This is a genomic window from Celeribacter ethanolicus, assembly GCF_001550095.1.
Classification (GTDB): domain Bacteria; phylum Pseudomonadota; class Alphaproteobacteria; order Rhodobacterales; family Rhodobacteraceae; genus Celeribacter; species Celeribacter ethanolicus.
In genome coordinates this window covers 43,301-68,800 of record NZ_LRUC01000008.1, presented here as the reverse complement: position 1 = coordinate 68,800, position 25,500 = coordinate 43,301, and the positions used below count along the sequence as shown (strand labels likewise).

At 59.5% G+C, this 25,500-nt stretch carries 25 protein-coding genes and 1 riboswitch; of the genes, 14 read left to right on the top strand and 11 right to left on the bottom strand.

Annotated elements, in window-relative coordinates; genetic code table 11:
• Positions 1-44: 44 nt before the first annotated feature.
• Positions 45-1,610: a phosphate ABC transporter substrate-binding/OmpA family protein gene (locus NH195_RS03845; RefSeq protein ID WP_066703358.1), complete on the top strand. Its 1,566-nt coding sequence runs from the start codon at positions 45-47 to the stop codon at positions 1,608-1,610.
• Here NH195_RS03845 and radC read toward each other — a convergent pair.
• From radC to dnaK, 3 genes are all read right to left on the bottom strand, one after another.
• Entirely contained in the window at positions 1,601-2,332 is a 732-nt protein-coding gene (radC, locus tag NH195_RS03840) for a RadC family protein (protein WP_238379688.1), read from the bottom strand. The two genes, NH195_RS03845 and radC, sit on opposite strands and share 10 nt — an antisense overlap.
• A gap of 117 nt (positions 2,333-2,449) precedes the next feature.
• Entirely contained in the window at positions 2,450-3,604 is a 1,155-nt protein-coding gene (gene dnaJ, locus NH195_RS03835; RefSeq protein WP_066703354.1) for a molecular chaperone DnaJ, read from the bottom strand.
• 73 nt (positions 3,605-3,677) lie between these two features.
• A complete protein-coding gene (gene dnaK, locus NH195_RS03830) occupies positions 3,678-5,603 on the bottom strand; it encodes a molecular chaperone DnaK (RefSeq protein WP_066703352.1) in 1,926 nt (641 codons plus the stop codon).
• A gap of 256 nt (positions 5,604-5,859) precedes the next feature.
• On the opposite strand from dnaK, the gene NH195_RS03825 reads away from it, so the two are divergent.
• On the top strand, positions 5,860-6,438 hold the full coding sequence (locus NH195_RS03825; protein ID WP_238379687.1) for an alpha-ketoglutarate-dependent dioxygenase AlkB family protein: 579 nt from the start codon (positions 5,860-5,862) through the stop codon (positions 6,436-6,438).
• Positions 6,439-6,444: 6 nt separating this feature from the next.
• On the opposite strand, the gene NH195_RS03820 is transcribed toward NH195_RS03825, so the two are convergent.
• A complete protein-coding gene (locus NH195_RS03820) occupies positions 6,445-7,260 on the bottom strand; it encodes an ABC transporter permease (RefSeq protein WP_066703597.1) in 816 nt (271 codons plus the stop codon).
• Positions 7,261-7,389: 129 nt separating this feature from the next.
• On the opposite strand from NH195_RS03820, the gene cysQ reads away from it, so the two are divergent.
• The 8 genes from cysQ to NH195_RS03780 all read left to right on the top strand — a co-directional run bounded on the left by cysQ (position 7,390) and on the right by NH195_RS03780 (position 16,486).
• Positions 7,390-8,187 carry a 3'(2'),5'-bisphosphate nucleotidase CysQ gene (gene cysQ, locus NH195_RS03815; protein ID WP_066703348.1) on the top strand — a complete coding sequence of 266 codons (798 nt, stop codon included), beginning with the start codon at positions 7,390-7,392 and terminating at the stop codon, positions 8,185-8,187.
• Entirely contained in the window at positions 8,188-8,988 is an 801-nt protein-coding gene (locus NH195_RS03810) for a 3-deoxy-manno-octulosonate cytidylyltransferase (protein WP_066703346.1), read from the top strand.
• Between the two features lie 203 nt (positions 8,989-9,191).
• Positions 9,192-10,088 carry a UTP--glucose-1-phosphate uridylyltransferase gene (locus NH195_RS03805; protein ID WP_066703344.1) on the top strand — a complete coding sequence of 299 codons (897 nt, stop codon included), beginning with the start codon at positions 9,192-9,194 and terminating at the stop codon, positions 10,086-10,088.
• Between the two features lie 9 nt (positions 10,089-10,097).
• Positions 10,098-11,084: a UDP-glucose 4-epimerase GalE gene (gene galE / locus NH195_RS03800; RefSeq protein WP_066703342.1), complete on the top strand. Its 987-nt coding sequence runs from the start codon at positions 10,098-10,100 to the stop codon at positions 11,082-11,084.
• 186 nt (positions 11,085-11,270) lie between these two features.
• Complete coding sequence (locus tag NH195_RS03795; RefSeq protein WP_238379686.1) at positions 11,271-12,197, top strand: glycosyltransferase family 2 protein; 927 nt, start codon at positions 11,271-11,273, stop codon at positions 12,195-12,197.
• A 165-nt stretch (positions 12,198-12,362) separates the two neighbouring features.
• Complete coding sequence (locus tag NH195_RS03790) at positions 12,363-13,349, top strand: glycosyltransferase family 2 protein (protein WP_066703336.1); 987 nt, start codon at positions 12,363-12,365, stop codon at positions 13,347-13,349.
• A complete protein-coding gene (locus NH195_RS03785; protein WP_066703334.1) occupies positions 13,346-15,043 on the top strand; it encodes a DUF5927 domain-containing protein in 1,698 nt (565 codons plus the stop codon). The genes NH195_RS03790 and NH195_RS03785 overlap by 4 nt, the downstream gene beginning before the upstream one ends.
• Positions 15,044-15,061: 18 nt before the next feature.
• On the top strand, positions 15,062-16,486 hold the full coding sequence (locus tag NH195_RS03780) for a sulfotransferase family protein (RefSeq protein WP_066703331.1): 1,425 nt from the start codon (positions 15,062-15,064) through the stop codon (positions 16,484-16,486).
• 14 nt (positions 16,487-16,500) lie between these two features.
• Here the strand turns inward: NH195_RS03780 and NH195_RS03775 are convergent, their stop codons facing one another.
• The 7 genes from NH195_RS03775 to NH195_RS03745 all read right to left on the bottom strand — a co-directional run bounded on the left by NH195_RS03775 (position 16,501) and on the right by NH195_RS03745 (position 21,299).
• Positions 16,501-16,965 (bottom strand): PTS sugar transporter subunit IIA, encoded by a 465-nt coding sequence (locus tag NH195_RS03775; protein WP_066703328.1) that lies wholly within the window; start codon positions 16,963-16,965, stop codon positions 16,501-16,503.
• A 42-nt stretch (positions 16,966-17,007) separates the two neighbouring features.
• Complete coding sequence (gene hpf, locus NH195_RS03770; protein ID WP_066703326.1) at positions 17,008-17,583, bottom strand: ribosome hibernation-promoting factor, HPF/YfiA family; 576 nt, start codon at positions 17,581-17,583, stop codon at positions 17,008-17,010.
• A 246-nt stretch (positions 17,584-17,829) separates the two neighbouring features.
• Positions 17,830-18,561: an LPS export ABC transporter ATP-binding protein gene (lptB, locus tag NH195_RS03765; protein WP_066703323.1), complete on the bottom strand. Its 732-nt coding sequence runs from the start codon at positions 18,559-18,561 to the stop codon at positions 17,830-17,832.
• The gene (gene lptA, locus NH195_RS03760) at positions 18,558-19,076 is read right to left on the bottom strand and encodes a lipopolysaccharide transport periplasmic protein LptA (protein WP_238379685.1); all 519 of its coding nucleotides are present in this window, start codon (positions 19,074-19,076) and stop codon (positions 18,558-18,560) included. The genes lptB and lptA overlap by 4 nt, the downstream gene beginning before the upstream one ends.
• A 17-nt stretch (positions 19,077-19,093) precedes the next feature.
• Positions 19,094-19,693, bottom strand: coding sequence for an LPS export ABC transporter periplasmic protein LptC (locus NH195_RS03755; protein ID WP_066703319.1), 600 nt, complete (start codon positions 19,691-19,693; stop codon positions 19,094-19,096).
• A 9-nt stretch (positions 19,694-19,702) separates the two neighbouring features.
• A complete protein-coding gene (locus NH195_RS03750) occupies positions 19,703-20,665 on the bottom strand; it encodes a KpsF/GutQ family sugar-phosphate isomerase (protein WP_066703316.1) in 963 nt (320 codons plus the stop codon).
• Between the two features lie 22 nt (positions 20,666-20,687).
• Entirely contained in the window at positions 20,688-21,299 is a 612-nt protein-coding gene (locus NH195_RS03745) for a ribonuclease D (protein ID WP_066703314.1), read from the bottom strand.
• Between the two features lie 149 nt (positions 21,300-21,448).
• Positions 21,449-21,639, top strand: a riboswitch (cobalamin riboswitch).
• A 77-nt stretch (positions 21,640-21,716) separates the two neighbouring features.
• Between NH195_RS03745 and nrdH the strand changes: the two genes are divergently transcribed.
• The 4 genes from nrdH to nrdF are packed head-to-tail and all read left to right on the top strand — an operon-like array spanning position 21,717 to position 25,485.
• Positions 21,717-21,938 carry a glutaredoxin-like protein NrdH gene (gene nrdH / locus NH195_RS03740; protein ID WP_066703309.1) on the top strand — a complete coding sequence of 74 codons (222 nt, stop codon included), beginning with the start codon at positions 21,717-21,719 and terminating at the stop codon, positions 21,936-21,938.
• A gap of 4 nt (positions 21,939-21,942) precedes the next feature.
• Positions 21,943-22,398, top strand: coding sequence for a class Ib ribonucleoside-diphosphate reductase assembly flavoprotein NrdI (nrdI, locus tag NH195_RS03735; protein ID WP_066703306.1), 456 nt, complete (start codon positions 21,943-21,945; stop codon positions 22,396-22,398).
• A complete protein-coding gene (nrdE, locus tag NH195_RS03730) occupies positions 22,380-24,503 on the top strand; it encodes a class 1b ribonucleoside-diphosphate reductase subunit alpha (protein ID WP_066703303.1) in 2,124 nt (707 codons plus the stop codon). Before nrdI ends, nrdE begins: the two co-directional genes overlap by 19 nt.
• Positions 24,504-24,513: 10 nt before the next feature.
• Positions 24,514-25,485: a class 1b ribonucleoside-diphosphate reductase subunit beta gene (nrdF, locus tag NH195_RS03725; protein ID WP_066703296.1), complete on the top strand. Its 972-nt coding sequence runs from the start codon at positions 24,514-24,516 to the stop codon at positions 25,483-25,485.
• Positions 25,486-25,500 lie beyond the last annotated feature (15 nt).

The following is a 25,500-nucleotide window of genomic DNA, read 5'->3' as shown; positions in this document are numbered from 1 at the left end:
CACGGTAGTTTTCGTCAATGGTTTCAAAGCGCAGAGGCTCGCTCATGTTGAAATTTTCCGTGTTCGGCCTCTTCGCCTGTCTGGCCGTGTCACAGCCTGCCGCAGCGCAGGACGTCAATCTCATGTCTCGTGACGGTTCGATTGCGATCAGCGGCACGTTTCTGAGCTTCGATGGTGAATTCTACCGGGTGGACACCGATCTCGGGGTGCTCACCGTCGACGGGTCCGGCGTGCGCTGCGAAGGACCGGGGTGCCCCGATCTCGATGGATATTATGCACAGGTCCGGATGTCCGGCGATGCCCAGGGCACGCGGACACTCCTGCCTGCTTTGGTGACCGCTTTTGCCATGCGCAATGGCTATGCCGTGGCCACCAGCACGCCCGACGTCGGTCTGACCTCCATCGTCCTGACCGACACGGAAAACGATCTTACGGTCGGGGAGTTCCTCCTCTCCGACACCTCAAGCTCCGAGGGGTTCGCCGATCTGGTGGCGGAGAACACCGACATTGTGCTCTCCCTGCGCAAGGTTGCACCGAGCGAAATGGTTCTGGCCTTTGACGCCGCTGTCGGGGATCTCTCCGATCCGTTGCGGGCGCGGGTCGTGGCCTTGGATGCGCTGATCCCCGTGGTGTCGCGCTCCAATCGGGTCGAGCGCCTGTCGCTTGCCGATCTGGCGGGGGTTTTCTCCGGCAAGATTACCAATTGGAAGGAGCTCGGCGGCGGCGACGCACCGGTGGTGCCGCATCTGATGCGGGACGATCTGCGCGAAGGCAGTGAGTTTCGCCGGATGATTCTCGGGCGGGGTGTCGAAGTGCCGGTCGGGGTGGTGCAGTTGCATGACCGCTACGACGGACTTGTTGCGGCGGTGGAGCAGGACCCTTATGCCATCGGGCTTGGGCGCATGTCCGAGGGCGGCGCGGTAAAACCTCTTGGGCTCAGCGGGGCCTGCGGCTTCGAGGCGGAGGCGGCGCCGGCCGACATCAAGACCGAGGATTACCCGCTGACCCGCCCGGTGTTTCTTTACACACCTGCACGCCGCTTACCGGTTCTGGCGCGGGAATTCCTGGCTTTCGCGCGCTCGCCTGCGGCACAGATCGTGGTGGCGCGCACGGAATTCGTCGATCAGGGCGTCGATGAGCTGTCTTTTCGCGATCAGGGACGCCGTTTTGCCAATGCGATCACCCATGCAGGCGAAGAGGTCTCTCTCAAGGATTTGCAGGACGTCACCGGTGCCTTGCAGGGCGCGAAGCGCCTGACGCTCGGGTTCCGTTTCGAGGGGGGATCGACAACTTTGGATGCCCAGTCTCGCTCCAACGTGCATCTTTTGGCGGAACTTCTGGAAGCCGGTGTCTATGAGGGGCAATCCCTGACTTTCGCCGGGTTTTCCGACGGGCAGGGGGCGGCGGGCGTGAACCGGACGCTGTCGAAACGTCGCGCGGAAACCGTGTTGCGCGCCGTACGACAGACGCTGGGCGAGGCCTATGAGCCGGAGCGCATGCAGATGGTGGCGGAGGGGTATGGCGAGGCGATGCCTCTGGCCTGTGACGACATCGGTTGGGGGCGTTCGCTCAACCGGCGTGTCGAGGTCTGGGTCCGGGATCAAAGATAACCGGACCCGCGAAAACTCAGCTCGACGGATTTTCCGATGATCAGATGGTCGTGGAGTTGGATATCCAGCGCCTCCGCCGCATCGCGGATCTGGTTCGTCATGCTGATGTCCGCATCCGAAGGCGTCGGATCGCCCGAAGGGTGATTGTGGACAAGGATTAGGGCGGAGGCATTCAGTTCCAATGCCCGTTTGACAACCTCACGGGGATAGACCGGGACGTGATCGACCGTGCCGCGGGCCTGTTCCTCATCGGCGATGAGGATGTTTTTCCGGTCGAGATAGAGCACGCGAAACTGTTCGGTTTCCCGATGCGCCATAGTGGTGTGACAATAGTCGATGACCGCATCCCAACTTGAAATCACTGGCCGCTGCATGACGCGGGCGCGGGCCAGACGATGAGCGGCCGCTTCGACGATTTTGAGTTCCTGCGCGACCGAGAGGTCGACGCCCCCGACCTCAAGAAGACGCGGGATCGGGGCGGAGATGACACGGTTGTAATCGCCGAAATGGTCGATGAGTGCACAGGCGATCGGCTTGACATCGGCGCGGGGCAGGGCGCGATAGAGGATGAGCTCGAGAAGCTCGTAATCCGGCATCGCCTGTGCGCCGCCCTCAAAGAACCGCTCCTGCAAATGCTTGCGGTGGTTGCGCAAATAGCTGGGCGGGCGCGAGGGAAGGGCAACCGGTCGGGCCTCTTCGAGATCGAAGAGCCAGTCGGGCATTTCCCGAAATGCGGAAGGGGTCAAGGGCGTTGTCATGACAGAAACCGTGCCCCGATTCGCTAAAAAAGGAGTTAACGGGCATTAAGAAAGGGCGCCGAAGCGCCCTGTCTCATGATCTTAGCTGGTCATGTCATCCCAGAAATTCTTGACCTTCTTGAAGAAGGACGAGCTTTCGGGATTGTTGTCCTCGGCGAGTTTTTCAAACTCCTGAAGCAGTTCTTTCTGCTTCGAGGTGAGATTGACAGGCGTTTCGACCGCAAGCTCGATGAACATGTCACCTTGCCCGCCACCGCGCAGCGCAGGCATGCCTTTGCCACGCAGGCGCATTTGGCGACCAGATTGGCTGCCGGCCGGGATTTTCACTCGCGAGCGTCCGCCGTCGATGGTTGGAACCTCTATGTCGCCACCCAGCGCCGCTGTGGCCATGGAGACCGGGACGGTGCAATGCAGGTTGACGCCTTCGCGTTCGAAGATCGGATGCGGGCGCACCTCGATGAAGATGTAGAGATCGCCCGTCGGACCGCCCCGCAGCCCCGCTTCGCCTTCGCCGGCAAGACGGATGCGCGTGCCGGTTTCAACGCCTGCCGGGATGTTCACCGACAGAGAGCGCTCTTTTTCCACACGACCGGCGCCATGACAATCGGGGCAGGGATCCTTGATGATCTGACCCAGACCGCCACAAGCCGGACAGGTGCGTTCGACCGTGAAGAAGCCTTGCTGCGCGCGGACCTTGCCCATGCCGGAACAAGACGGGCAGGTTTGCGGCTCCGCCCCGTTCGCGGCACCCGTGCCGTGACAGCTGTTACAAGCCACGGAGGTGGGAACGTTGATGGTCTTTTGCGCACCCTTATAGGCTTCTTCGAGCGTGACGCGCATGTCGTAACGCAGGTCCGAGCCGCGCTGAGCCCGCGACCGGGCCCCGCCACCGCGCGGTCCCCCCATGAAATCGCCGAACAGGTCGTCGAACACATCGGAGAAGGCCGAGGCGAAATCGCCCTGACCGCCGCCAAACCCGCCGCCGGGACGTCCGCCGCCCATGCCACCCTGCTCGAAAGCGGCATGACCGAACCGGTCATAGGCGGCTTTCTTGTCGGGATCCTTGAGCGTGTCGTAGGCCTCGTTCACTTCCTTGAACTTGGATTCCGCATCGGGGTTGTCCTTGTTACGGTCGGGGTGAAATTCCATCGCTTTCTTGCGATAGGCTTTCTTCAATTCCGCGGCATCGGCGCCCTTGTTGACACCAAGCACCTCGTAATAATCGCGTTTTGCCATGGATTTTACTCCTTCTGGAACGCGATGACCGGCCCGGATCTCCGGACCGGTCGATCGTGTCCGCGATTACGGTTTACGAACGTTTGTCGCTGTCGAGGTCTTCGAAGTCGGCGTCGACAATGTCGTCATCGACAGAAGACGGACCCATATCGACATCGTCCATGTCAGGCTCGGCACCGCCGGATTTCTCCTGCTCGGCCTTGTAGATGGCCTCGCCGAGTTTCATGGCCGCGTCGGTCACGTTCTGGATGCCGGAACGGATTTTGTCCGGGTTCTCGGTTTCCAGTTGGTCCTTGAGCGCAGCGATGGCCAGTTCGATGGCTTCGATGGTGGTCGGATCGACCTTGTCGCCATGCTCCTCGATCGACTTTTCGGTCGAATGGATGAGGCTTTCGGCCTGGTTTTTCGCTTCGACCAGTTCCTTGCGGGCCTTGTCGGCTTCGGCATTGGCCTCGGCGTCCTTGACCATCTTTTCGATGTCCTCGTCGGAGAGACCACCGGAAGCCTGGATCGTGATCTTTTGCTCTTTGCCGGTGCCTTTGTCTTTCGCACCCACTTCGACGATACCGTCGGCGTTGATGTCGAAGGTCACTTCGATCTGCGGCATGCCGCGCGGTGCCGGCGGGATACCTTCGAGGTTGAACTGACCGAGCATCTTGTTGTCGGCAGCCATCTCGCGCTCACCCTGGAAGACGCGGAGCGTCACGGCGGACTGGTTGTCTTCGGCCGTGGAGAAGATCTGCGACTTCTTGGTCGGGATGGTCGTGTTGCGGTCGATCAGGCGGGTGAACACGCCACCCAGCGTTTCGATGCCGAGAGACAGCGGGGTCACGTCCAGAAGCAGAACGTCTTTCACGTCGCCTTGCAGAACACCGGCCTGAATGGCGGCGCCCATGGCCACGACTTCATCCGGGTTCACACCTTTATGCGGCTCTTTGCCGAAGAACTTGGTCACCTCTTCGATGACTTTCGGCATACGGGTCATGCCCCCGACGAGCACGACTTCGTCGATGTCGGAGGTGGTGAGGCCCGCGTCTTTCAGAGCCGCTTTGCACGGATCCATGGAGCGTTTGATCAGGTCGGACACAAGGCTTTCCAGTTTCGCCCGGGTCAGTTTGACCACGAGGTGAAGCGGCGTGCCAGAGGATGGGTCCATCGAGATGAACGGCTGGTTGATCTCGGTCTGGGACGAAGACGACAGCTCGATTTTCGCTTTCTCGGCGGCTTCTTTCAGGCGTTGCAGCGCCATCTTGTCTTTGGTCAGATCGACGCCATGCTCTTTTTTGAACTCCTCGGCGAGGTAGTTCACGATGCGCATGTCGAAATCTTCGCCACCGAGGAAGGTGTCGCCGTTGGTGGCCTGCACTTCGAACACGCCGTCGCCCAGTTCGAGCACGGTCACGTCGAAGGTGCCGCCGCCGAGGTCATAAACGGCGATGGTTTTGGTGTCTTCCTTGTCGAGGCCATAGGCCAAGGCGGCCGCGGTCGGCTCGTTGATGATGCGGAGCACTTCGAGGCCCGCGATCTTGCCGGCGTCCTTGGTGGCCTGACGCTGGGCGTCGTTGAAATAGGCCGGAACGGTGATGACGGCCTGCGTCACTTCCTCACCGAGATAGGACTCGGCGGTTTCTTTCATCTTGCCAAGAATGAAGGCGGAAATTTGCGAGGGCGAATATTTTTCGCCGTGCACTTCCACCCAAGCGTCGCCATTGCCGCCGTCTACGATGGCGTAAGGGACGAGTTTCTTGTCTTTTTCAACGGCTTCGTCGCCCATGCGGCGGCCGATCAGACGTTTGACGGCGAAAACGGTGTTTTCGGGGTTGGTGACGGCCTGACGTTTGGCCGCTTGGCCGACGAGGCGTTCACTGTCGGTGAAACCGACGATGGAGGGCGTGGTACGCGCCCCTTCGGAGTTCTCGATCACACGCGGTTGCGAACCATCCATGATGGCAACGCAGGAGTTGGTAGTCCCGAGGTCGATACCGATGACTTTGGCCATGCTCAAAATCCTCTCTTAGGCGATGTTGTGACGTTGGGCCCGTTGCGGCACCCGCGGTCGATCCCAGTGATTTTGACCGGGCTGACAATCAGGTCTGATGACCAGTCCGATCAAGGCTTCTGGGCGTATATAAGGACGGGTTTTCGTGCCTGCAAGTTGTGCGAAGGGGTTGAGGTGTGGAAAAATCGAGTCATTTCCTGAGGAAGTGGAGGGGAGGGCTGAAATGCAGGGGCGGGAGCCGTTGAATTTGCGAGGGATGAAGCTGTTTCCCGGATTGATCGGGCCGGAGGCGCAGGAGCAACTGGTCGAGGCGCTTCGCGGCGTGGTGCGCGAAGCGCCGCTGTTTCATCCGGTCACGCCGTCCGGCAAACAGATGTCCGTGCGGATGACGTCGGCGGGGCGGTTTGGCTGGGTCTCTGATCGTCATGGGTATCGGTATAGCGAGACGCATCCGATGGGTATGCGATGGCCCGCGATCCCGCAGATCGCGCTTGAGGTCTGGGATGAGGTGTCCGGGACGGAGCGGGAACCGGAATGCTGCCTGATTAATTTCTACGACGCGGAGGCGAAGATGGGGATGCATCAGGACCGGGACGAGGCGGATATCGGCCAGCCGGTGGTGTCGATTTCGCTCGGGGACGAGGCGCTGTTCCGGGTCGGAAACCTCACGCGCGGGGGCAAGACGGAAAGCGTCTGGCTCAAATCGGGCGATGTGCTCGTGATGGGGCAGCAGGCGCGGCTTTTGTATCACGGTATCGACCGGATCAAGGCCGGGAGCAGCAGGCTTTTGCCGCGCGGTGGGCGGATCAACCTGACGCTCCGGGTGGTGAGCTGAGGCGGTTTAACGCCCCCAGCTCAGCGAGACGCGTTTGCGGGTGAAGAATTCGGCCAGGAGGCCGATGGTGAGGAACACGAGGGTGAAGACGACCGGATAGAGGATCGAGCTTTTGTGCGGATTGTAATTGACGAAGGTAAAGCCCCGGGCCTGGTCGATGGTATGGAACAGCGGGTTCCATGAGAACATCGCAAGCATGTAGTTCGGCGTCTGGTTGGCGACGAACATCTTGCCCGAGGTGAACATGTTGGCGCGGGTGTAAATCTGTTGAACGATCTGGATGAGGCCCGGCGCCCAGGGTTTGGCGGCCAGAAAAACCATGCCGATCGAAGCGCCGGAGGCCCATGCCAAAAGCAGCATGCCGAAGGCACCGGTGATGTTTTCAAAGGTCACGGTGCCCCAGCCGAGCGAATAACCGAAAAGGATGACCGAGACCGAGAGCACCTGAATGTAAAGCGTGCTCAGCGCCGAGGAGAAAATCGCAATGGCGGTGTTCATCGGGGCGTGTTGCATCATCGGAGAGGTCGCGGTTTCGGAACCTGCGACGGCGCCCAATGCCTTGTTGTGGGTCAGGAACAGGAAGATCCCGGACATGATGTAGAGAATGAAATCCCCCCGGATCGCGGAGCTGCGGACTCCGAGGATCGAATACATGAAGGTGAATACGAGGACGAGAACCATCGCTTGCGACACGTTCAGCAAGAGACCGATCAGCGGGTTGCCATTGGTCTTGCGGACATGGCGCACCGTGTTGACGAAGATCAGACGCAGGACCGTCAGAGCGGCGGAAAATCCGCTTTGGCTTCTGGAGTAGTGAAACATCTGTTTGGTCCCATGTTGGAAACTTGCCTGCCCGGCAGGGAATTCTTGCTGTTCCCATAAGCGCATAGCATAAGGTTCTTGCCGTTTTCTTTCAACGAAAACGAATGTGGTGACAGACAGGAGCAGGATATGGATTTCGACACACTCGTCCCGGTGATGCGCCGACTGGCCATTGAGGCCGGTGAGAAGATCATGGACATCTACAATGCGGACGATTTCGAGGTCAAAACCAAATCCGACGAAAGCCCTGTGACGGAGGCCGACGAAGCCGCCGATGCGCTGATCTCGGCGGGGCTGCGCGCCGTCTTTCCGGATGTGACCCTGATCACCGAGGAACAGGCCGCCTCCCATGAGGTGAAGGCCGAGACCTTCCTGATCGTCGATCCGCTCGACGGCACCAAGGAATTCATCAAGCGACGCGGCGATTTCACGGTGAACATCGCCTATGTTGAAAAGGGCGTGCCGCTGCGCGGTGTGGTCTATGCCCCGGCGCGGGGACGTTTGTTCATCACCGACGCGTCTGGTCAGTCCTATGAGGAAAGCGGGCCCTTTGTTGCCGGGACACCGGGCGAGATGAAGAAAATCTCCGTCTCCACGCCGGACAATGAGGCGCTGATGATCGTGGCGTCGAAATCGCACCGCGATCAGGCGACCGAGGATTACCTCGCCAAATACAAGGCGAAGGACAGCAAATCCGCTGGCTCTTCGCTCAAGTTCTGTCTCGTCGCCACCGGTGAGGCCGATCTTTACCCGCGTGTCGGGCGCACCATGGAATGGGACACCGCTGCCGGCCATGCCGTTTTGCTGGGCGCGGGGGGGGATGTCGTGCGGTTCGACGACCATACGCCTCTGACCTATGGCAAGCCGGCTTATGCCAACCCCTTCTTCATCGCCTACGCGCCGGGCGTCGAACTGAAAGACGCCTGAATGTCCGTCCTGATCGTTATCCCCGCCCGTTTCGCCTCAACCCGCTACCCGGGCAAGCCGCTTGTCGAACTGACCGGGGCCACCGGGGAGAAAAAGTCCCTGATCCGGCGGAGCTGGGAGGCTGCTGTCGCAGCCAGAGGTGTGGATCGGGTCGTGGTGGCCACCGATGACGATCGCATTCGCGTGGCGTCGGAGGCCTTCGGCGCTGAGGTGGTGATGACCTCGGAGGCCTGCGCCAACGGGACCGAGCGCTGTGCCGAGGCTCTGGAAAATCTTGGGGGCGGGTATGACATCGTCGTCAACCTGCAAGGTGATGCGCCGCTGACGCCCGCATGGTTTGTCGAAGACCTCGTGGCAGGTTTGCGGGCGCATCCGACCGCCGAAGTTGCGACACCTGTCCTGCGCTGCGACGGACGGGCGCTGAACGGGTTTCTCGAAGATCGCCGTGCGGGTCGGGTCGGTGGCACAACTGCCGTGTTTGGTTCGGATCACAAGGCACTCTATTTCTCCAAGGAAGTGATTCCCTATACCTCCGAGACCTATGCGGATGCGGATGCGACCCCGGTGTTTCACCATGTCGGTGTCTACGCCTATCGTCCTTCCGCGCTGGGCGCCTATCCGAAATGGCCGATGGGGCCGCTCGAGCGTCTCGAAGGGCTCGAGCAGCTGCGCTTTCTCGAACAGGAGCGCCCGGTGCTCTGTGTCGAGGTGGACGCGCGTGGGCGGCAGTTCTGGGAACTGAACAACCCCGAGGATGTGCCCCGGATCGAGGCCATGCTGGTGGAGATGAAATGCGCGTAATGATTCTCTGAGTCATGCAGTGCGAGCAATAATTTGCCCAAAAAAACGTCACCTCTCCCGCCTCAAGTGGGCGGGGTTGCAAATCCGTAGCATTCCTGTGTGAATACCGGCGCATGGTACTGACCTGCGGCCTTTCAAAGCGTAGGGTCGAGGCGGGTGAAAGAAATTTGATTGGCTCGTGAGTAAGGGCCGAAGGAGACAAGATGACACGCAAAGTGACCAAAGCGATTTTCCCAGTGGCCGGTCTTGGGACGCGGTTTCTGCCCGCGACCAAATCGATTCCGAAGGAAATCATGACCTTGGTCGACCGTCCCCTGATTCAATATGCGATCGACGAGGCGCGCGCGGCCGGGATCAGGGAATTCATCTTCGTCACCTCGCGCGGCAAGGGTGCGCTTGAGGATTATTTCGACCACTCCCCGATTCTCGAGCAGGAGTTGCGTCGCAAGGGCAAGGACAAGCTGCTCGAAGTGCTGAAATCGACCAATATGGACAGCGGTGCGATCGCTTATATTCGTCAGCACAAGGCGCTCGGTCTGGGTCATGCCGTGTGGTGTGCGCGCCGCCTGCTCGACCCGAAGGAACCCTTCGCGGTGATCCTGCCGGACGATGTGATCGCGGCGGAAAAACCCTGTCTGCAACAGATGGTCGAAGCCTATGAAGAACATGGCGGCTCGATGGTTGCGGCCATGGAGGTTCCGGCGGAAAAGGTCTCCTCTTATGGCGTGCTCGATATCAAGGAGGACATGGGCGATATGGTGTCGGTCAAAGGCATGGTCGAGAAACCTGCGCCGGGCACCGAGCCGTCCAATCTGGCGGTGATCGGACGTTACATCCTCGACCCGGCGGTGATGAATAACCTCAACCAGATGAAGTCCGGTGCCGGGGGGGAGATTCAGCTCACCGATGCGATCGCGGACGAGATCGGGACCGAGCGTGGCGTCTATGGCTATCGCTTCTCCGGCCAGCGCTTCGATTGCGGCTCCAAGGCCGGCTTCCTTCAGGCGACGATTGCCTTTGGTCTGTCGCGTGACGATCTGCGCGATGAGCTTCAGGAATATCTCGACGAACTTTCTGCGGTTCGTGCCGCGGCTCAGTAAGGGTCCGAAATGACCAGGAACGTGATCGTGACCGGCGGGGCCGGTTATATCGGTTCGCATGCCTGTAAGGCGCTGCGCGAGGCGGGTTATGTTCCCGTGACTTTCGACAACCTGTCGACGGGATGGGAAGACGCGGTGAAATTCGGTCCTTTCGAGCGGGGCGATCTTCTGGATCGTGTCCGTCTCGACGAGGTCTTTGCCGCGTATCGGCCGGTTGCCGTCATGCATTTCGCCGCCTTCTCGCAGGTCGGTGAAAGCATGAAGGATCCGGGCAGATACTGGCGCAACAACGTCATCGGCTCTCTGACGCTGATCGAGGCGGCCGTGGCGGCAGGTTGCATGAATTTCGTCTTTTCTTCGACCTGTGCCACCTTTGGCGATCAGGACAATGTGGTTCTGGACGAAGAGTCCGTGCAAATGCCGATCAATTCCTACGGGGCGTCGAAGCGCGCGATCGAGGACATTCTCGAGAATTTCGAACAGGCCTACGGTCTCAATTCGGTGATCTTCCGCTACTTCAACGTCGCGGGGGGAGATCCCGAGGCTGAGGTCGGTGAGTTCCATCAGCCGGAGACCCATCTCATCCCGCTGATGCTTGATGCGATTGCAGGCAAGCGGGACGCTCTGACCATCTTCGGCACGGATTACGATACGCCGGACGGCACTTGCATTCGCGATTACGTCCATGTCTGCGATCTTGTGGATGCGCATGTGCTTGGGTTGAAATGGCTCGAGGACGGCAAGGGCAGCCGAATGTTCAATCTGGGAACCGGCAAGGGGTTTTCCGTGCGTGAGGTGATCGACCATTCGCGGTCGGTGACCAACAGGGATGTGCCCTATGTCGAGGGTGATCGCCGCGCGGGCGATTGTACCAAGCTGGTGTCCGGATCCGAACGTGCGGTCACGGAGCTGGGCTGGCGGCCGGAGCGCTCGAACCTGGTGCAGATGATCGGCGATGCCTGGCGATGGCACCAAAGCGGCCATTATGACAAATGACACACAGGAAGGGCCTTTTGGCCCTTCTTGCACATCCGGGGTTCCGGTTTCCGGCAAAGCGCTTAATCTGCCCGAAATCGCGGGGAAGGGACGATTTTGGGCCGGGTTTGGCAGAGCTACAAGTTGCGGGTGTTGCGGCGGCATTTGCTGTGGCGGGCGTTTCGGGCCCGGCATGGGTTGCGTGTCGTGCGGAATCGGACCTCTGCCATCGGACCCGATGCGATCCTCTGTGTCGCGGTCGTGCGCAACGAGTCGCAACGCCTGCCCTATTTTCTGGATCATCACCGGCGCCTTGGCGTGACTCATTTTCTCTTTGTCGACAATGACAGCACCGACGGCACGGCGGAGCTTCTGTCCGAGCAGCCGGACGTGTCGCTTTGGTCCACAACCGCGAGTTACAAGGCGGCGCGTTTCGGGCTCGATTGGACGACATGGCTCCAGATGAAATACGCGCATGGCAAATGGTGCCTGACCCTTGATGCCGATGAATTGCTGATTTACCCGTATCACGAGACCCGCTCTCTGAGGGATTTGACCGGGTATCTGGAGGGCGTAGATGTTCGGGCCATGGGAGCCCTGATGCTCGAACTTTACCCGAAAGAGGGACTCAACGAGGTTGCCTATCGCCCCGGGCAAAATCCCCTCGAGATCCTGCGTTACTTCGATGCGGGGCCGTATCGCAGCGAGCGACAGAAGCCGAAGGACAATCTCTGGGTTCAGGGGGGGGTGCGGGAGCGGGTGTTCTTTGCCCGGAATCGTCGGCGAGGCCCGACGCTCAACAAGTTGCCGCTGGTGAAGTGGCACTGGCGCTATGCCTATGTCAATTCGACCCATGCGATGCTGCCGCAGACGCTGAACCTGGCCTATGATGGCCCGGGGCAGGTGCATTTGTCGGGCGTTCTTTTGCATACGAAATTCCTGTCGATCGTGGTGGAAAAATCCGCGGAAGAAAAGGAAAGGCGTCAGCATTTCGCCGATCCCGACCAGTTCGGCGCCTATTACGATGAGCTGATCGCCGGGCCGACGCTTTGGCATGAGTCGTCCGTGGCCTACGAGGATTGGCGGCAACTGGAAAAGCTGGGCTTAATGGCGCGTGGGGATTGGCGGGGCTGATGGAACAGTTTTGCCATTTAATATGAATTGTTTACGTTTTTGGCGTAAACCCGTAAATTGAACCGCAAAATACACGAATATGGCTCAGTCCGGCGCGCGGAATGTGTCATATTCGCTCTCGGGGAACATTAAGGCTGATCGGTGAGCAGGCTGTTGCAATATAGGATGCGGCTGAGGCGCAAACAGGCGCTCTGGCGGGCCTTTCGGGCGCGCCGGGACCTCATGCTGATTCAGGACAACACCGCCCGCATTCGGCCGGAGGATATTCTCGTCGTCTGCACTCTGCGCAACGAACGTATCCGCCTTCCGTATTTTCTCAAATATTACAGGGATATGGGGGTTAGCCATTTCCTGTTCGTCGACAATGACAGTGACGACGGATCGCGCGAATTCCTGATCGGGCAGGAGGATGTCTCAATCTGGCACACCACGGCGAGCTATCGCAAATCGCTTTTCGGTGTGCATTGGATGAACTGGCTGGCGCGGAAATATTGCCACGGTCACTGGACGCTGACCGTGGACGTGGACGAGTTTCTGGTCTTTCCGTTCTGCGACACTCGTCCGATCCCGGCGCTCACCGACTGGCTCGACAATTCAGGCCTTCGCAGTTTCTCCGCGATGCTGATCGACATGTATCCGAAGGGGCCGATTGATGCGCAGCCCTATCGCGAGGGGCAGAATCCGTTCGAGATCGCGGAATGGTTCGACAGCGGCAATTACATGATCTCGACCAATCCGGAATATTACAATCTCTGGATACAGGGCGGCCCGCGCGCGCGTCTGTTCTTCAACGACGACCCGTTCAATGCGCCGTCTCTGAACAAGATCCCGCTGGTCAAATGGCATCGCGACTATGCCTATATGCATTCGACCCACATGCTTTTGCCGCGCGGTCTCAATTTCGTCTATGAGACGGAAGGTGGGGAAAAGGCGTCTGGCGCGCTCTTGCATGCGAAGTTTCTCAACACCTTCGTGCAGAAGACCGAAGAAGAATTGCAGCGCCGTCAGCATTACGCCGGCTCGCGCGAATATCTCGCCTATCACAACCGGATCAAGGATGACCCGGAGCTGTGGTGCAACTGGTCGGAGAAATACATCAACTGGCGCCAGCTCGAAATTCTGGGTCTCATGTCCAAGGGGAACTGGGCATGACCGTCGGCTTCGTGATGTTGGTCCACACCGCGCTCGACCGTGCCGAACAGGTGGCACGCCACTGGGCGACGCATGGTTGCCCGGTGGTGATCCATGTCGACCGGCGGGTGAAGAAAGAGGTCTACCAGCCTTTTGTCGACAGCCTCTCCGATCTCGACAATGTGGTGTTCTCCAAACGCCATGCCTGTGACTGGGGCACCTGGTCTCTGGTGGCGGCGTCGCAGGATGCGTCCGAATTGATGCTGTCGCGCTTTCCGGAGGCGCGGCATGTCTATCTGTCCTCCGGTGCCTGCCTGCCGCTGCGCCCGGTCGAGGATCTGAAGCGCTACCTCGCGGCGCGGCCGATGACGAATTTCATCGAAAGCGTGACGACCGAGGATGTGCCCTGGACTGTCGGCGGGCTCGATTCCGAGCGCTTCACCCTGCGTTTCCCGTTTTCGTGGAAAAAGCAGCGGCGGTTGTTCGACCGCTATGTCGCGCTGCAGCGCAGGATCGGATACAAGCGCAAGATCCCCGACGGGCTGGTGCCGCATCTGGGTTCGCAATGGTGGTGTCTGACGCGTCAGACCCTGTCTGCCATTCTCGAAGACCCGGATCGCCAGCTTTACGACGACTATTTCAAGAAAGTCTGGATTCCGGACGAAAGCTATTACCAGACCCTCGTGCGGCTCTATTCGAACAATATCGAAAGCCGGTCCCTGACCTTGTCGAAGTTCGACTATCAGGGCAAACCGCATATTTTCTACGATGACCACCTGCAGCTCCTGCGGCGTTCCGACTGTTTCGTGGCGCGCAAGATCTGGCTAAAGGCGGAACGCCTCTACGCGACTTTCCTCAACCCGGACAGCAATCCGATGAAAGGGACCGAGCCCAACCCGGGCAAGATTGACCGGATTTTTTCCAAGGCAGTGGAGCGGCGCGTCATGGGGCGCGAAGGGCTTTACATGCAAAGCCGGATGCCCGGACATGGCAGGGGGCATGGCAAGACCAGCGCGCCTTATTCGGTGTTCGAAGGCTTCTCGGACCTGTTCGAGAATTTCGAGGAATGGCTCGCGCGGGCCGTGGGCGCACGGGTGCATGGCCATCTGTTCGCACCGGAGGCCGTGGAGTTCTCCGGCGGGCAAAAGGTGTTTGCCGGCGCTCTGCCCAATCATGCCACCCTGCGCGATTACAATCCTTGCGGCTTCCTGACGTCGCTGATCTGGAACACCCGCGGCGAGCGGCAATGTTTCATGTACGGCCCGCGCGACAATCAGGCAATCAGCTGGTTGATTGCCACCGACCCGAATGCGCAGATCTCGGTGATTTCCGGAGCCTGGGCGGTGACCCTGTTCCGCTCGAACAAGAGTTTTTCCGAAATCCGCCGCGAAGCTGCGCGTCTGCAACGGATCGAAGCGGAACATATCGAGATCCTGCGTTCGCAACATATCAAGGCGCGGGTGCGGATCTGGACCATGGCGGATTTCATCGAGAGCCAGATGGAGCCTTTGCAGGCGATCATCGACGAGATTGGCCCGCGCAATGTCCGCCGTCTGACCGAGGCGCCGCGGATGCGGGATTTGACGGGTTTCGGGCAATTCCTGCAAAATCTGAAGAACCAGGGGATGAAGCCGCATCTCATGGGGGATTTCCCGATGGGGTCCGAGCCGGACATGCGGACGCGGGAACACAAGCGGCCCTATCTTGTAAAGTAACGCTGGTAAAACGAACACATGGTCAAGCCTTTCGATTATTTCGTGATTTTCGCCGAGATGCGGACCGGGTCCAATTTTCTCGAGGAAAACGTCAATTCCTATCCGGGGTTGAAATGCTGGGGCGAGGTGTTCAATCCGGCCTTCATCGGCAAATCGAACCAGAAGGAAATGCTGGGCGTCACCATGGCAATGCGGGAGGCCGATCCCACCGCGTTGCTGGGGCGGATGCGGGAAGAGACGGAGGGGCTTTCCGGGTTTCGGTTTTTCCACGACCACGATCCGCGCATCCTGTCTCATGTGTTGCAAGATCCGCGTTGCGCCAAGATCATCCTGACCCGTAACCCGCTCGAAAGCTACGTGTCGCGCAAGATTGCGGGTGCCACCGGGCAATGGCGGCTCGGCGACCTCAAGGACGCCAAATCCGCCAAGGTGCAGTTTGAGCGGCGTGAATTTCTGGACATGCTCGATGCGTTGAAAGAGTTTCAGCTTTTTATGCAACGTACTCTGCAAACCACCGGGCAGACCGCATTCTACATCAATTACGAGGATATTCAGGACATCGAGGTGCTGAACGGTCTGGCGCATTTCCTTGGCGTGACGGAAGAGCGGGCGAAGACCAACCAGAAGACCAAGGTACAGAACCCTGCACGTCTCGAAGACAAGGTTCTGAACTACGCCGAAATGGTCTCCGACCTGTCGAACGTCGACCATTTCAACCTGTCGAATACACCGAATTTCGAACCGCGGCGCCATCCGGCCGTGCCGACCTATGTGGCGGGACAGGCGGCGTCCGTGCTCTACATGCCGGTGCGCAGCGGGCCGGAGACTGCGGTGAAGGCCTGGATGGCCGCGCTCGACAAGGTGACGCCTGAGGAGTTGACACAGGGGTTCACGCAGAAATCCCTGAGGCAGTGGAAGCGACAGAACAAGGGGCACCGCAGTTTCACGGTGATTTCACACCCGGTGCAGCGGCTGCACCGGACGTTTTGTCAGTATATTCTGAACCTCAGCGGGCAGACCTATGGCGATATCCGGGAAACCCTGCGGGCAACTTATAAATTGCCCTTGCCGATCAGCGGGCCGGATGCGGACTACAGCCGGGATCAGCATCGCGAGGCCTTCATCAAATTCGCAGATTTCGTGCGCGGCAACCTCAACGGTCAGACGTCGATCCGTGTCGACGGCACATGGGCGTCGCAATCCGAGGTGATCAAGGGTTTCGCCGACTTTTCCCTGCCCGACATGGTGCTGCGTGAAGAGAGCCTTGCCGAGGATCTGACCCATCTCGCCGGTGCGCTGGGCAAGCTGCCGCCACTGGTCGGGGAGGAACCGCAGGATGTGCCGATTGCCCTCGCCGAGATTTACGACGAAGAGGTCGAGGAGGCCGTGCGGACGGCCTATCAGCGCGATTACATGATGTTCGGGTTCAAGCCCTGGAGATAAACCGAGAGGGGCGCTTAGGCAGCCTTGATCGCCGGGCCTTCGGTCAGAATGGCGTGCAGCGTTGCCGGATCGTTGTTGGCGCGCAGCTTGGCGCAGATGTCGTTGTCTCGCATGGTGCGGGAGACGAGCGCCAGAGCCTTGAGATGATCGACACCGGATTCGGCCGGGGCGAAGAGGGCAAAGACCAGATCGACCGGTTGGCGATCCACCGCGTCGAAATCCATCGGGCTCTCGAGGCGCATGAAGGCACCGACAACGCGCTCCAGACCTTCGATGCGGGCGTGGGGAAGCGCGATGCCATGGCCCACACCGGTTGGGCCAAGGCTTTCGCGGGCCTGAAGCGCATCGACCGTGCCGTTTTCCGACAGACCGTATGCGCTCGCGGCGATCTCACCGAGATCCTGAAACAGACGCTTTTTGCTCGTCATTTTACCCACGACCTTGATGGCCTGCGGATCCAAGATCTTTGCGATATTCATTTGAAACTACCCGCCCCGACCCGTCGAGGCGGGCCGGTTTCATTATTTCGCGTTGTCAGGGTCGACCCAACCGATGTTGCCATCGGCACGGCGGTAGACCACGTTTACACCGTTCTTACCTTCTTTGTGGAACACAAGAACAGGGGCCCCGGCAAGCTCCATCTGCATCACCGCTTCGCCCACCGTCAGAGTCGGAATCTTGGTTTCCATCTCCGCAATGATCATCGGCTGCAGGGTTTCCGGTTCCTGATCCTCATCGTGTTCCGATGCGGCGAGGATATACTGAGAAGCGCCGAAAAGTTCAACAGGCTCGGTGCGCTCCTTGTGGTGATCTTTCAGGCGGCGTTTGTAACGACGCAGCTGCTTGTCCATTTTTTCGGCGCAAGCGTCGAAGGCGGCATAGATTTCATGAGCCTTTGCACTGGCTTGTGCGTTCAGGCCGGAGGACAGGTGCACCACGGCCTCGCAAACATATTCCGCCCCAGATTTGGAAAACACGACATTCGCGTCGGTCGGACGTTGTCCGTATTTGTCCAGAACGGCGCCAAGCTCGGTTTTCACATGCGTTTGAAGCGATTCACCGATGTCGATTTGTTTTCCGCTGATTTGGTACCGCATAGATACCTCCTTCTTTGTTTGACCTACGCCTGAACGCCTCCTCCGGCGTGGATGCGAGGTCCTGGGTTTTTGTTGAAAGCGGGATTACAATGCATGCGAAGGCGGGGGAACCCGGACAATCTGTCGGGGCGTTTTTCCGGCGCTCTGTGGCTCTTTTGTGCCATGGCGCAGACTCTCATCCTTACGTCACGCATTGGACACTTATAAGGCGCCAGAATGCGGGGGAATGTCAATCGAAACCCGCGTTCAGATCCGGAAATTGTCGCCAAGGTAAACGCGCCGCACGGTTTCGTCGGCGACAATGTCTTCCTTGGTCCCTGACATCAGGACGTGACCATCGTGGAGGATGTAGGCGCGGTCTATAATTCCCAATGTTTCCTGAACGTTATGGTCCGTTATCAGGACGCCGATGCCGCGTGTCTTGAGATCGGAAACCAGTCCGCGAATTTCCGCCACCGCGATTGGATCAACGCCTGCGAAAGGTTCGTCGAGCAGCACGTAGGACGGATCGGAGGCGAGGCAGCGTGCGATTTCGACTCGCCGCCGTTCGCCGCCCGACAGCGACAAGGCCGGTGCGCGCCGCAGATGGGCGATGGAGAATTCCGACAGCAGATCCTCGAGCTTCTCACGCCGCAGGAGCGGGTCGCTCTCCGAGACTTCGAGAATGGCGAGAATGTTGTCTTCGACGCAAAGACCGCGGAACACCGAGGCTTCCTGCGGCAGGTAGCCGATGCCGAGCTTGGCACGGCGATACATCGGCAAGAGCGTAATGTTGCGCCCATCGACGCTGACTTCGCCACCTTCCGGCATGACAAGCCCCGCGATGGTGTAGAAACAGGTGGTCTTCCCGGAGCCGTTCGGCCCCAGAAGGGCGACGACCTCACCGCGTTCGAGATCGAGCGACACGTCGCGGATCACCGTCCGTTTGCGATAGCCCTTGCGCAGATTGCGGACCTTCAGCCCGGTGGTGTCGCTCATTGATCGGCCCCGGTTTGTGAGCCGGATTGCAGGATGGTTCTGACACGCCCGTCCATGCGACCGGTGCCGGTGTTCAGGTCGATCACCATGCGTTCTCCGGACATCACGCTGTTCCCTTGGGTCAAAAGCACGCTGCCGGTCAGGGTCACGGTACCTGATTCGAGATTGTATTCGGCGTTTTGCGCCTCGGCGGCTTCGCCTTCTTTGGTGATAGTCACGCCACCGGAAGCCAGCAGCCGGGCGATCTGGCTGGTGTCGCTGGCATAGATCACCTCGACGGTCCGGGCGGCGAGCCGCATCGTGCCTTGGCCGATCACGACATTGCCGGTGAAGATCGCCTGACCGGTGTTCTGGTCGACGCTGAGTTCGTCGGAGGTGATCTCGACGGGCAGGGCGCTGTCGTGCCTGATCCCCCCGAAGGCGATCTGCGTGCCCTGTGCCATCGACGGCAGGCCGGGAAGGGTGAGCGCAAGGGCCAGGGCGCAACTGAGCGAAAGAGTCCGGATGGTGGGCACGTGCAAATCCTCGAAAATCAGGGCTGATATATCAGCTTCACGCCGTTCTTGAAAACCAGAAGGTAGGCGTCGGTCTCCGGATCCTGTGAAATTTCCATGGAACCGGCTGTCAGATCGCCTGCGGGACCGGCCGCCTCGACGGTTCCGGGGCTTTCGATCTTCGAGACGTCGAGAAGCGTGGCGATCCGTTCGGAGGTGATCGTGTAACCGGTGGAGGTTTCGATCTCCACATGACCGGACAGTTCTGCGATCTGGGCGGGGCCGTCGATCACGCCGTCATCGGCCTTGAGCGTCACGGAACCGTTATCCGGCATCCTGAGCGCGCCGCGCACGATGGTGGAATTGATCACATCCGGGGTCGACAGGTCCGGGCGTACGACATCGGCGGAGATCTCAAGCTCGGCCCCATCGCGCGTCACGGTCGCAAAGGACGGCCCCTCGATACGCTGTTCACGGGCGAGGGTCTCGAGATCCACATCGGCATAGGGGATCGAGATGCCGATTTCCTTGCCGCGGGCAAAGAGAAAGAGCGTCGCCAAAAGCACGAGGCTCGCCAACGGTAAGGCGACCTTCGCAAAGGCCACGAATTTGGAATAGGAGTTATCGAACCGCGCCATAAGGACGTCTTACACGACCCCGGCGCGAAGACAGTCCTGAATCTTCAGAATTCCGCAGGGACGTCCGTCATCGGCAGTTTCCCGCACAAAGAGACAGGTGATCGCACGCTCATCCATGCGCGCCACGGCCTTTTCGGCCAGCGCATCGGCGGTGATAGTCATCGGCCCCTTGGTCATGATCTCGCCCGCAGTTTTTTCCAGAAGCCCGTCGATATGGCGTCGCAGGTCGCCGTCGGTGATGATCCCCGTGAGCTGGCCTTGCGCATCGACGACGCCGACCACGCCAAAGCCTTTGTCCGAAATCACCGAAAGCGCGTCGCGCATCGGGGTTTCTGCGGTCACGAGCGGCATGTTGGTGTGCATCAGCGCGCGAACTTTGGTGAGACGCGCGCCAAGTTTCCCGCCCGGATGCAAGACGCGGAAATTGTCGGCGGTGAAGGCGCGATGTTCCATGAGAGCAACGGCAATGGCATCGCCAAGCGCCAGCGTCATCGTGGTCGAGGTGGTCGGTACGATGCCATGACCGCAGGCCTCAGCCGCCTTCGGCAGGATCAGAGCCACATCGCAGGCCCGGATGAGCGAGCTGTCGGGGTTCGAGGCGACCCCGATCATCGGAATCTTGAACCGACGTGTGTAGGCGATCACGTCCGCCAGCTCCGGTGTTTCCCCGGAATTCGACAGCACGAGGCACACATCTCCGTCGCCGATCATGCCCAGATCGCCATGGCTCGCTTCTGCCGGATGAACGAAATGCGCGGGGGTGCCGGTCGACGCCAAGGTGGCCGCGATCTTGCGGGCGATATGGCCGGATTTGCCCATGCCGGTGACGATGGTGCGACCCTTTGCGGCGAGGATCGTTTCGACCGCTCCGGTGAATTCCGCGCCGAGACTGTCGGCCAGAAGCCCGAGCGCATCGGCCTCCTGCCGGATCACACGGCGGGCGGTGTCGAGGAAAGTGACGGGCTGTGTCATGTCGTGACGCTCCGTGGGGATGTCAGTGAGAGAAAATGTCGATCTCGGGCCAGCCTTCGAGATCGAGCTTGGCGCGGGTCGGCAGGAAATCGAAGCAGGATTGCGCAATCTCCATCCGGCCTTCGCGTTCGAGCATGGCGTTCAGCTTGTCGCGCAACTGGTGCAGATAGAGCACGTCGGAGGCGGCGTAATCGAGCTGGGCGGCGGTCAGCTCCTCGGCTCCCCAGTCGCTCATCTGCTGGTATTTCGAAATGTCGACCTTGAGCAATTGTTCGAGCAGGTTCTTGAGGCCGTGCCGATCAGTGAAGGTGCGCACCAGTTTCGAGGCGATTTTGGTGCAGTAGACCGGCTGCGCGAGCGTGCCGAAGGTGTGATACATCGCCGCGATGTCGAAGCGCCCGAAGTGGAAAAGTTTAAGCACCTTCGGGTCGGCCAGCATCTTGCACAGGTTGGGGGCCTCAGTCTGGCCGCGTGACACCTGTACGAGATGGGCATTGCCGTCACCGCCGGACATTTGCACGAGGCAGAGGCGATCGCGATGCGGGTTCAGTCCCATGGTTTCGCAATCAATCGCCACCACGGGGCCAAGATCGAGATCGTCGGGGAGGTCGTTTTGATACAGAAAATTCGCCATGGCTCTGGCCTTTCGCGCTGAAATCCCACTGTGCGGATGTGCATAAGCCTTCCGCCGTGCCGGGGCAAGGGAGCCAGCGAGTCTTCGGTGAGACTCAGGAAATCCCTGTCAAGCTCTATCTATATGTTGACAGTATGCCGCCCCAAGAAGCTATATGATGTTGCTTCGGTTCTATCGACATGAGTCGATAGCTAAGAGGGAAGATCGGTGAAAATCCGGCGCTACCCCCGTAACTGTAAGCGGTGAGCACGGCTGATCATGCCACTGGGCCTTTGCCCGGGAAGGCCAGCCAATGCTGCGACCCGCAAGTCAGGAGACCTGCCGGAAGCATGAAGTGACCACGAACGGAGGGTTCGGGGGCGTGTGATACGGGTTTTCCGTGCGCGTCCTCGGCTGAATGAAAAGCGAGAGGACAAAATGAGCATCACCGTCTATTCCAAACCGGCCTGTGTGCAGTGTACCGCGACGACCCGTGCGCTCGACGCGAAAGGCATCTCCTATGACATCATCGACCTGACGCAGGATGACGATGCGATGAGCCATGTTACCGGTCTCGGCTACCGTCAGGCGCCGGTTGTGGTGGCCGGTGAGGATCACTGGTCCGGGTTTCGCCCGGATATGATCGCCCGCCTGTCCTGATCCGATGGGCGCAGAGGTACGACCGCCCAGCGTCCCAGAGAACGTCCCGGAGATCATCTTTTACTCATCGGCCTCGGGCAACACGGTGCGCTTCGTGGAGCGGCTTGGACTTGGCGCCAAACGCATCCCGATCTCTCCGAAAGAGGCGATGCCTGCCGCGACCCGGTCTTTCGTTTTGATCTGTCCGACCTATGCGGATGGCGAAGGGCGCGGTGCAGTGCCGAAACAGGTGATCCGGTTTCTCAACGATGTGGCGAACCGCGCGCATCTTGTGGGCGTGATCGGCACGGGCAATCGGAATTTCGGCACATTGTTTGCCAGTTCGGGCGACGTCATCGCCCGCAAATGCAATGTCCCGCTGCTCTATAAATTCGAGTTGGCGGGATTTGACAGGGATTTGACCCGCGTGCGTGCGGGATTGGAAAAATTGGGGATGGAGCCATGCTCGACAGCGACCTGAACGGTCTCGATTACCACGCTTTGAACGCCATGCTGAACCTCTATGACGCCGATGGTCATATCCGGTTCGAGGCCGACCGCATGGCCGCGCGGCAGTATTTTTTGCAGCATGTGAACCAGAACACCGTGTTCTTTCACTCGCTCGATGAGAAACTCGGCTATCTCGTCGAGGAAGGCTATTACGAGGCGGAGGTTCTGGACCAATATTCCAAGAACTTCATGCGCAAGATTTGGGACGAGGCCTATGCCAAGAAATTCCGCTTCCCGACCTTCCTCGGCGCCTTCAAATATTACACCTCCTACACGCTGAAGACTCGCGACGGGCAGCGCTATCTTGAGCGCTACGAGGACCGTGTGGTGATGACCGCTCTGGCTCTGGCGCGCGGTGACGAAGCGCTGGCTTTGTCCTTCATGGACGAAATGCTGTCGGGCCGGTTCCAGCCCGCAACACCGACGTTTTTGAACGCCGGCAAGAAATCCCGTGGCGAGTTGATCTCGTGCTTTCTTCTGCGTCTCGAAGACAACATGGAAAGCATCGGCCGCGGCATCAACTCCGCGCTGCAACTGTCGAAACGCGGCGGCGGTGTAGCGCTTTTGCTGACCAACATCCGCGAACACGGCGCGCCGATCAAAGGCATCGAGAACCAGTCTTCGGGCGTCATTCCGGTGATGAAGCTCCTCGAAGATAGCTTTTCCTACGCCAACCAATTGGGCGCACGTCAGGGCGCCGGCGCCGTGTACCTGAACGCGCACCACCCTGATATTATGCGGTTCTTGGACACCAAACGCGAAAACGCCGACGAGAAAATCCGCATCAAGACGCTGTCTTTGGGCGTGGTGATCCCCGACGTGACCTTTGAGTTGGCCAAGAAAAACGCCGACATGTATCTCTTCTCCCCGCATGACGTGGAAAAGGTCTACGGCGTGCCCTTCTCTGAGATTTCGGTCACCGAGAAATACGAAGAGATGGTGGACGACAAACGCATCCACAAGAAAAAGATCAACGCGCGCGAATTCTTCCAAACCATCGCGGAAATTCAGTTCGAAAGCGGCTATCCCTACATCATGTTCGAGGACACGGTGAACCGGATGAACCCGATCGCGGGCCGGATCAACATGTCGAACCTCTGCTCCGAGATTTTGCAGGTCAACGAGGCCTCCGAGTTCAACGACGACCTGAGCTACAGCCACCTCGGCACCGATATTTCCTGCAACCTCGGGTCCTTGAATATCGCGAAGACCATGGACGGCAAGGATCTGGGCCAAAGCGTCGGCACCGCCGTGCGTGCGCTGACCGCCGTGTCGGAAATGTCCGCGATTGATAGCGTGCCATCGATCCGTCGCGGCAATGATGAAAGCCATGCCATCGGCTTGGGCCAAATGAACCTGCATGGGTTCCTCGCCCGCGAACACATCCATTACGGCAGCCCCGAAGGTGTCGAATTCACCTCCGTCTATTTCGCCGCTGTCGCCTATCACGCGATCCGCGAGAGTAACGCTTTGGCACGCGAACATGGCGAGAGCTTCAAGGGCTTTGCCGACAGTGACTACGCCAATGGCAACTTCTTCGACAAATACACCGACCGCGATTGGTTGCCGGAAAGCGAGAAGGTGCAATCGCTCTTCGAAGGCATGGACCTGCCGACCCGCGAAGACTGGGCGAACCTCAAAGAGGCGGTGATGAAGGACGGGCTTTACAACCGCAACCTTCAGGCCGTGCCGCCGACGGGCTCTATCTCCTATATCAACAATTCGACCTCTTCGATCCATCCTATTGTGTCGAAAGTTGAGATTCGCAAAGAGGGCAAAATCGGTCGCGTCTATTACCCTGCCGCCTTCATGTCGAACGAGAACCTCGAGTATTACCGCGACGCCTATGAGATCGGGCCGGAAGCCCTGATCGACACCTATGCGGCGGCAACCGAACACGTCGATCAGGGCCTGTCCCTGACCCTGTTTTTCCCGGCAGAGGCCACCACGCGCGACATCAACAAAGCGCAGATTTACGCGTGGAAAAAAGGCATCAAGACCATCTATTACATCCGCTTGCGTCAGGCCGCCCTTGAGGGCACCGAAGTGCAAGGCTGCGTGTCCTGCACGCTCTGAGGAGGCTCTTATGAAAGATATGACCGATATCCGCATCCCGCGCGCCATCAACTGGAACCGCCTCGAGGACGATAAAGACCTCGAGGTCTGGAACCGTCTGACGGTGAACTTCTGGCTGCCGGAGAAAGTGCCGCTGTCGAACGACATCCCGAGCTGGGCGACGCTCAAGGATTTTGAGAAAACCCTGACGATCCGGGTGTTTACCGGCCTGACGCTTTTGGACACGATCCAAAACACCGTCGGCGCGCCGTCCTTGATGCCCGATGCTGTGACGCCGCATGAAGAGGCCGTTCTGACCAATGTCGCCTTCATGGAGGCCGTCCACGCGCGGTCCTATTCCTCGATCTTCTCGACGCTCTGCTCGACGAAAGAGGTCGACGAGGCCTTCCGCTGGTCCGAAGAGAACCCGCATCTGCAAGCCAAGGCGCGGGCCATTTTGGAGACCTACGCGCCCGGAAACGATCCTCTGAAACGCAAGATTGCCTCGGTGTTCCTCGAAAGCTTCCTGTTCTACTCGGGCTTCTACCTGCCGATGTATTGGTCGTCGCGCGCGAAGCTGACGAACACGGCGGACCTCATCCGGCTGATCATTCGCGACGAGGCGGTGCATGGCTATTACATCGGCTATAAATTCCAGCGCGGCATGGAAAAGCTGCCGGAGGCCGAACAACAGGCGCTCAAGGACTATGCCTATAGCCTTTTGTTCGAGCTGTACGAGATCGAAAACCAATACACCGAGGAGCTTTATGACGAGATCGGCCTGACCGAGGACGTCAAAACCTTCCTGCATTACAACGCCAACAAGGCGTTGCAAAACCTCGGGTTCGAGGCACTGTTCCCGTCCGAAGTCTCCGAGGTGAACCCGGCAATTCTGGCCGCTCTCAGCCCCGACAGCGAAAACCACGATTTCTTCTCCGGTTCCGGCTCGTCCTATGTGATTGGCAAGGCGGTTGCGACCGAAGATGAGGACTGGGACTTCTGAGATGTCCGCGCGGGG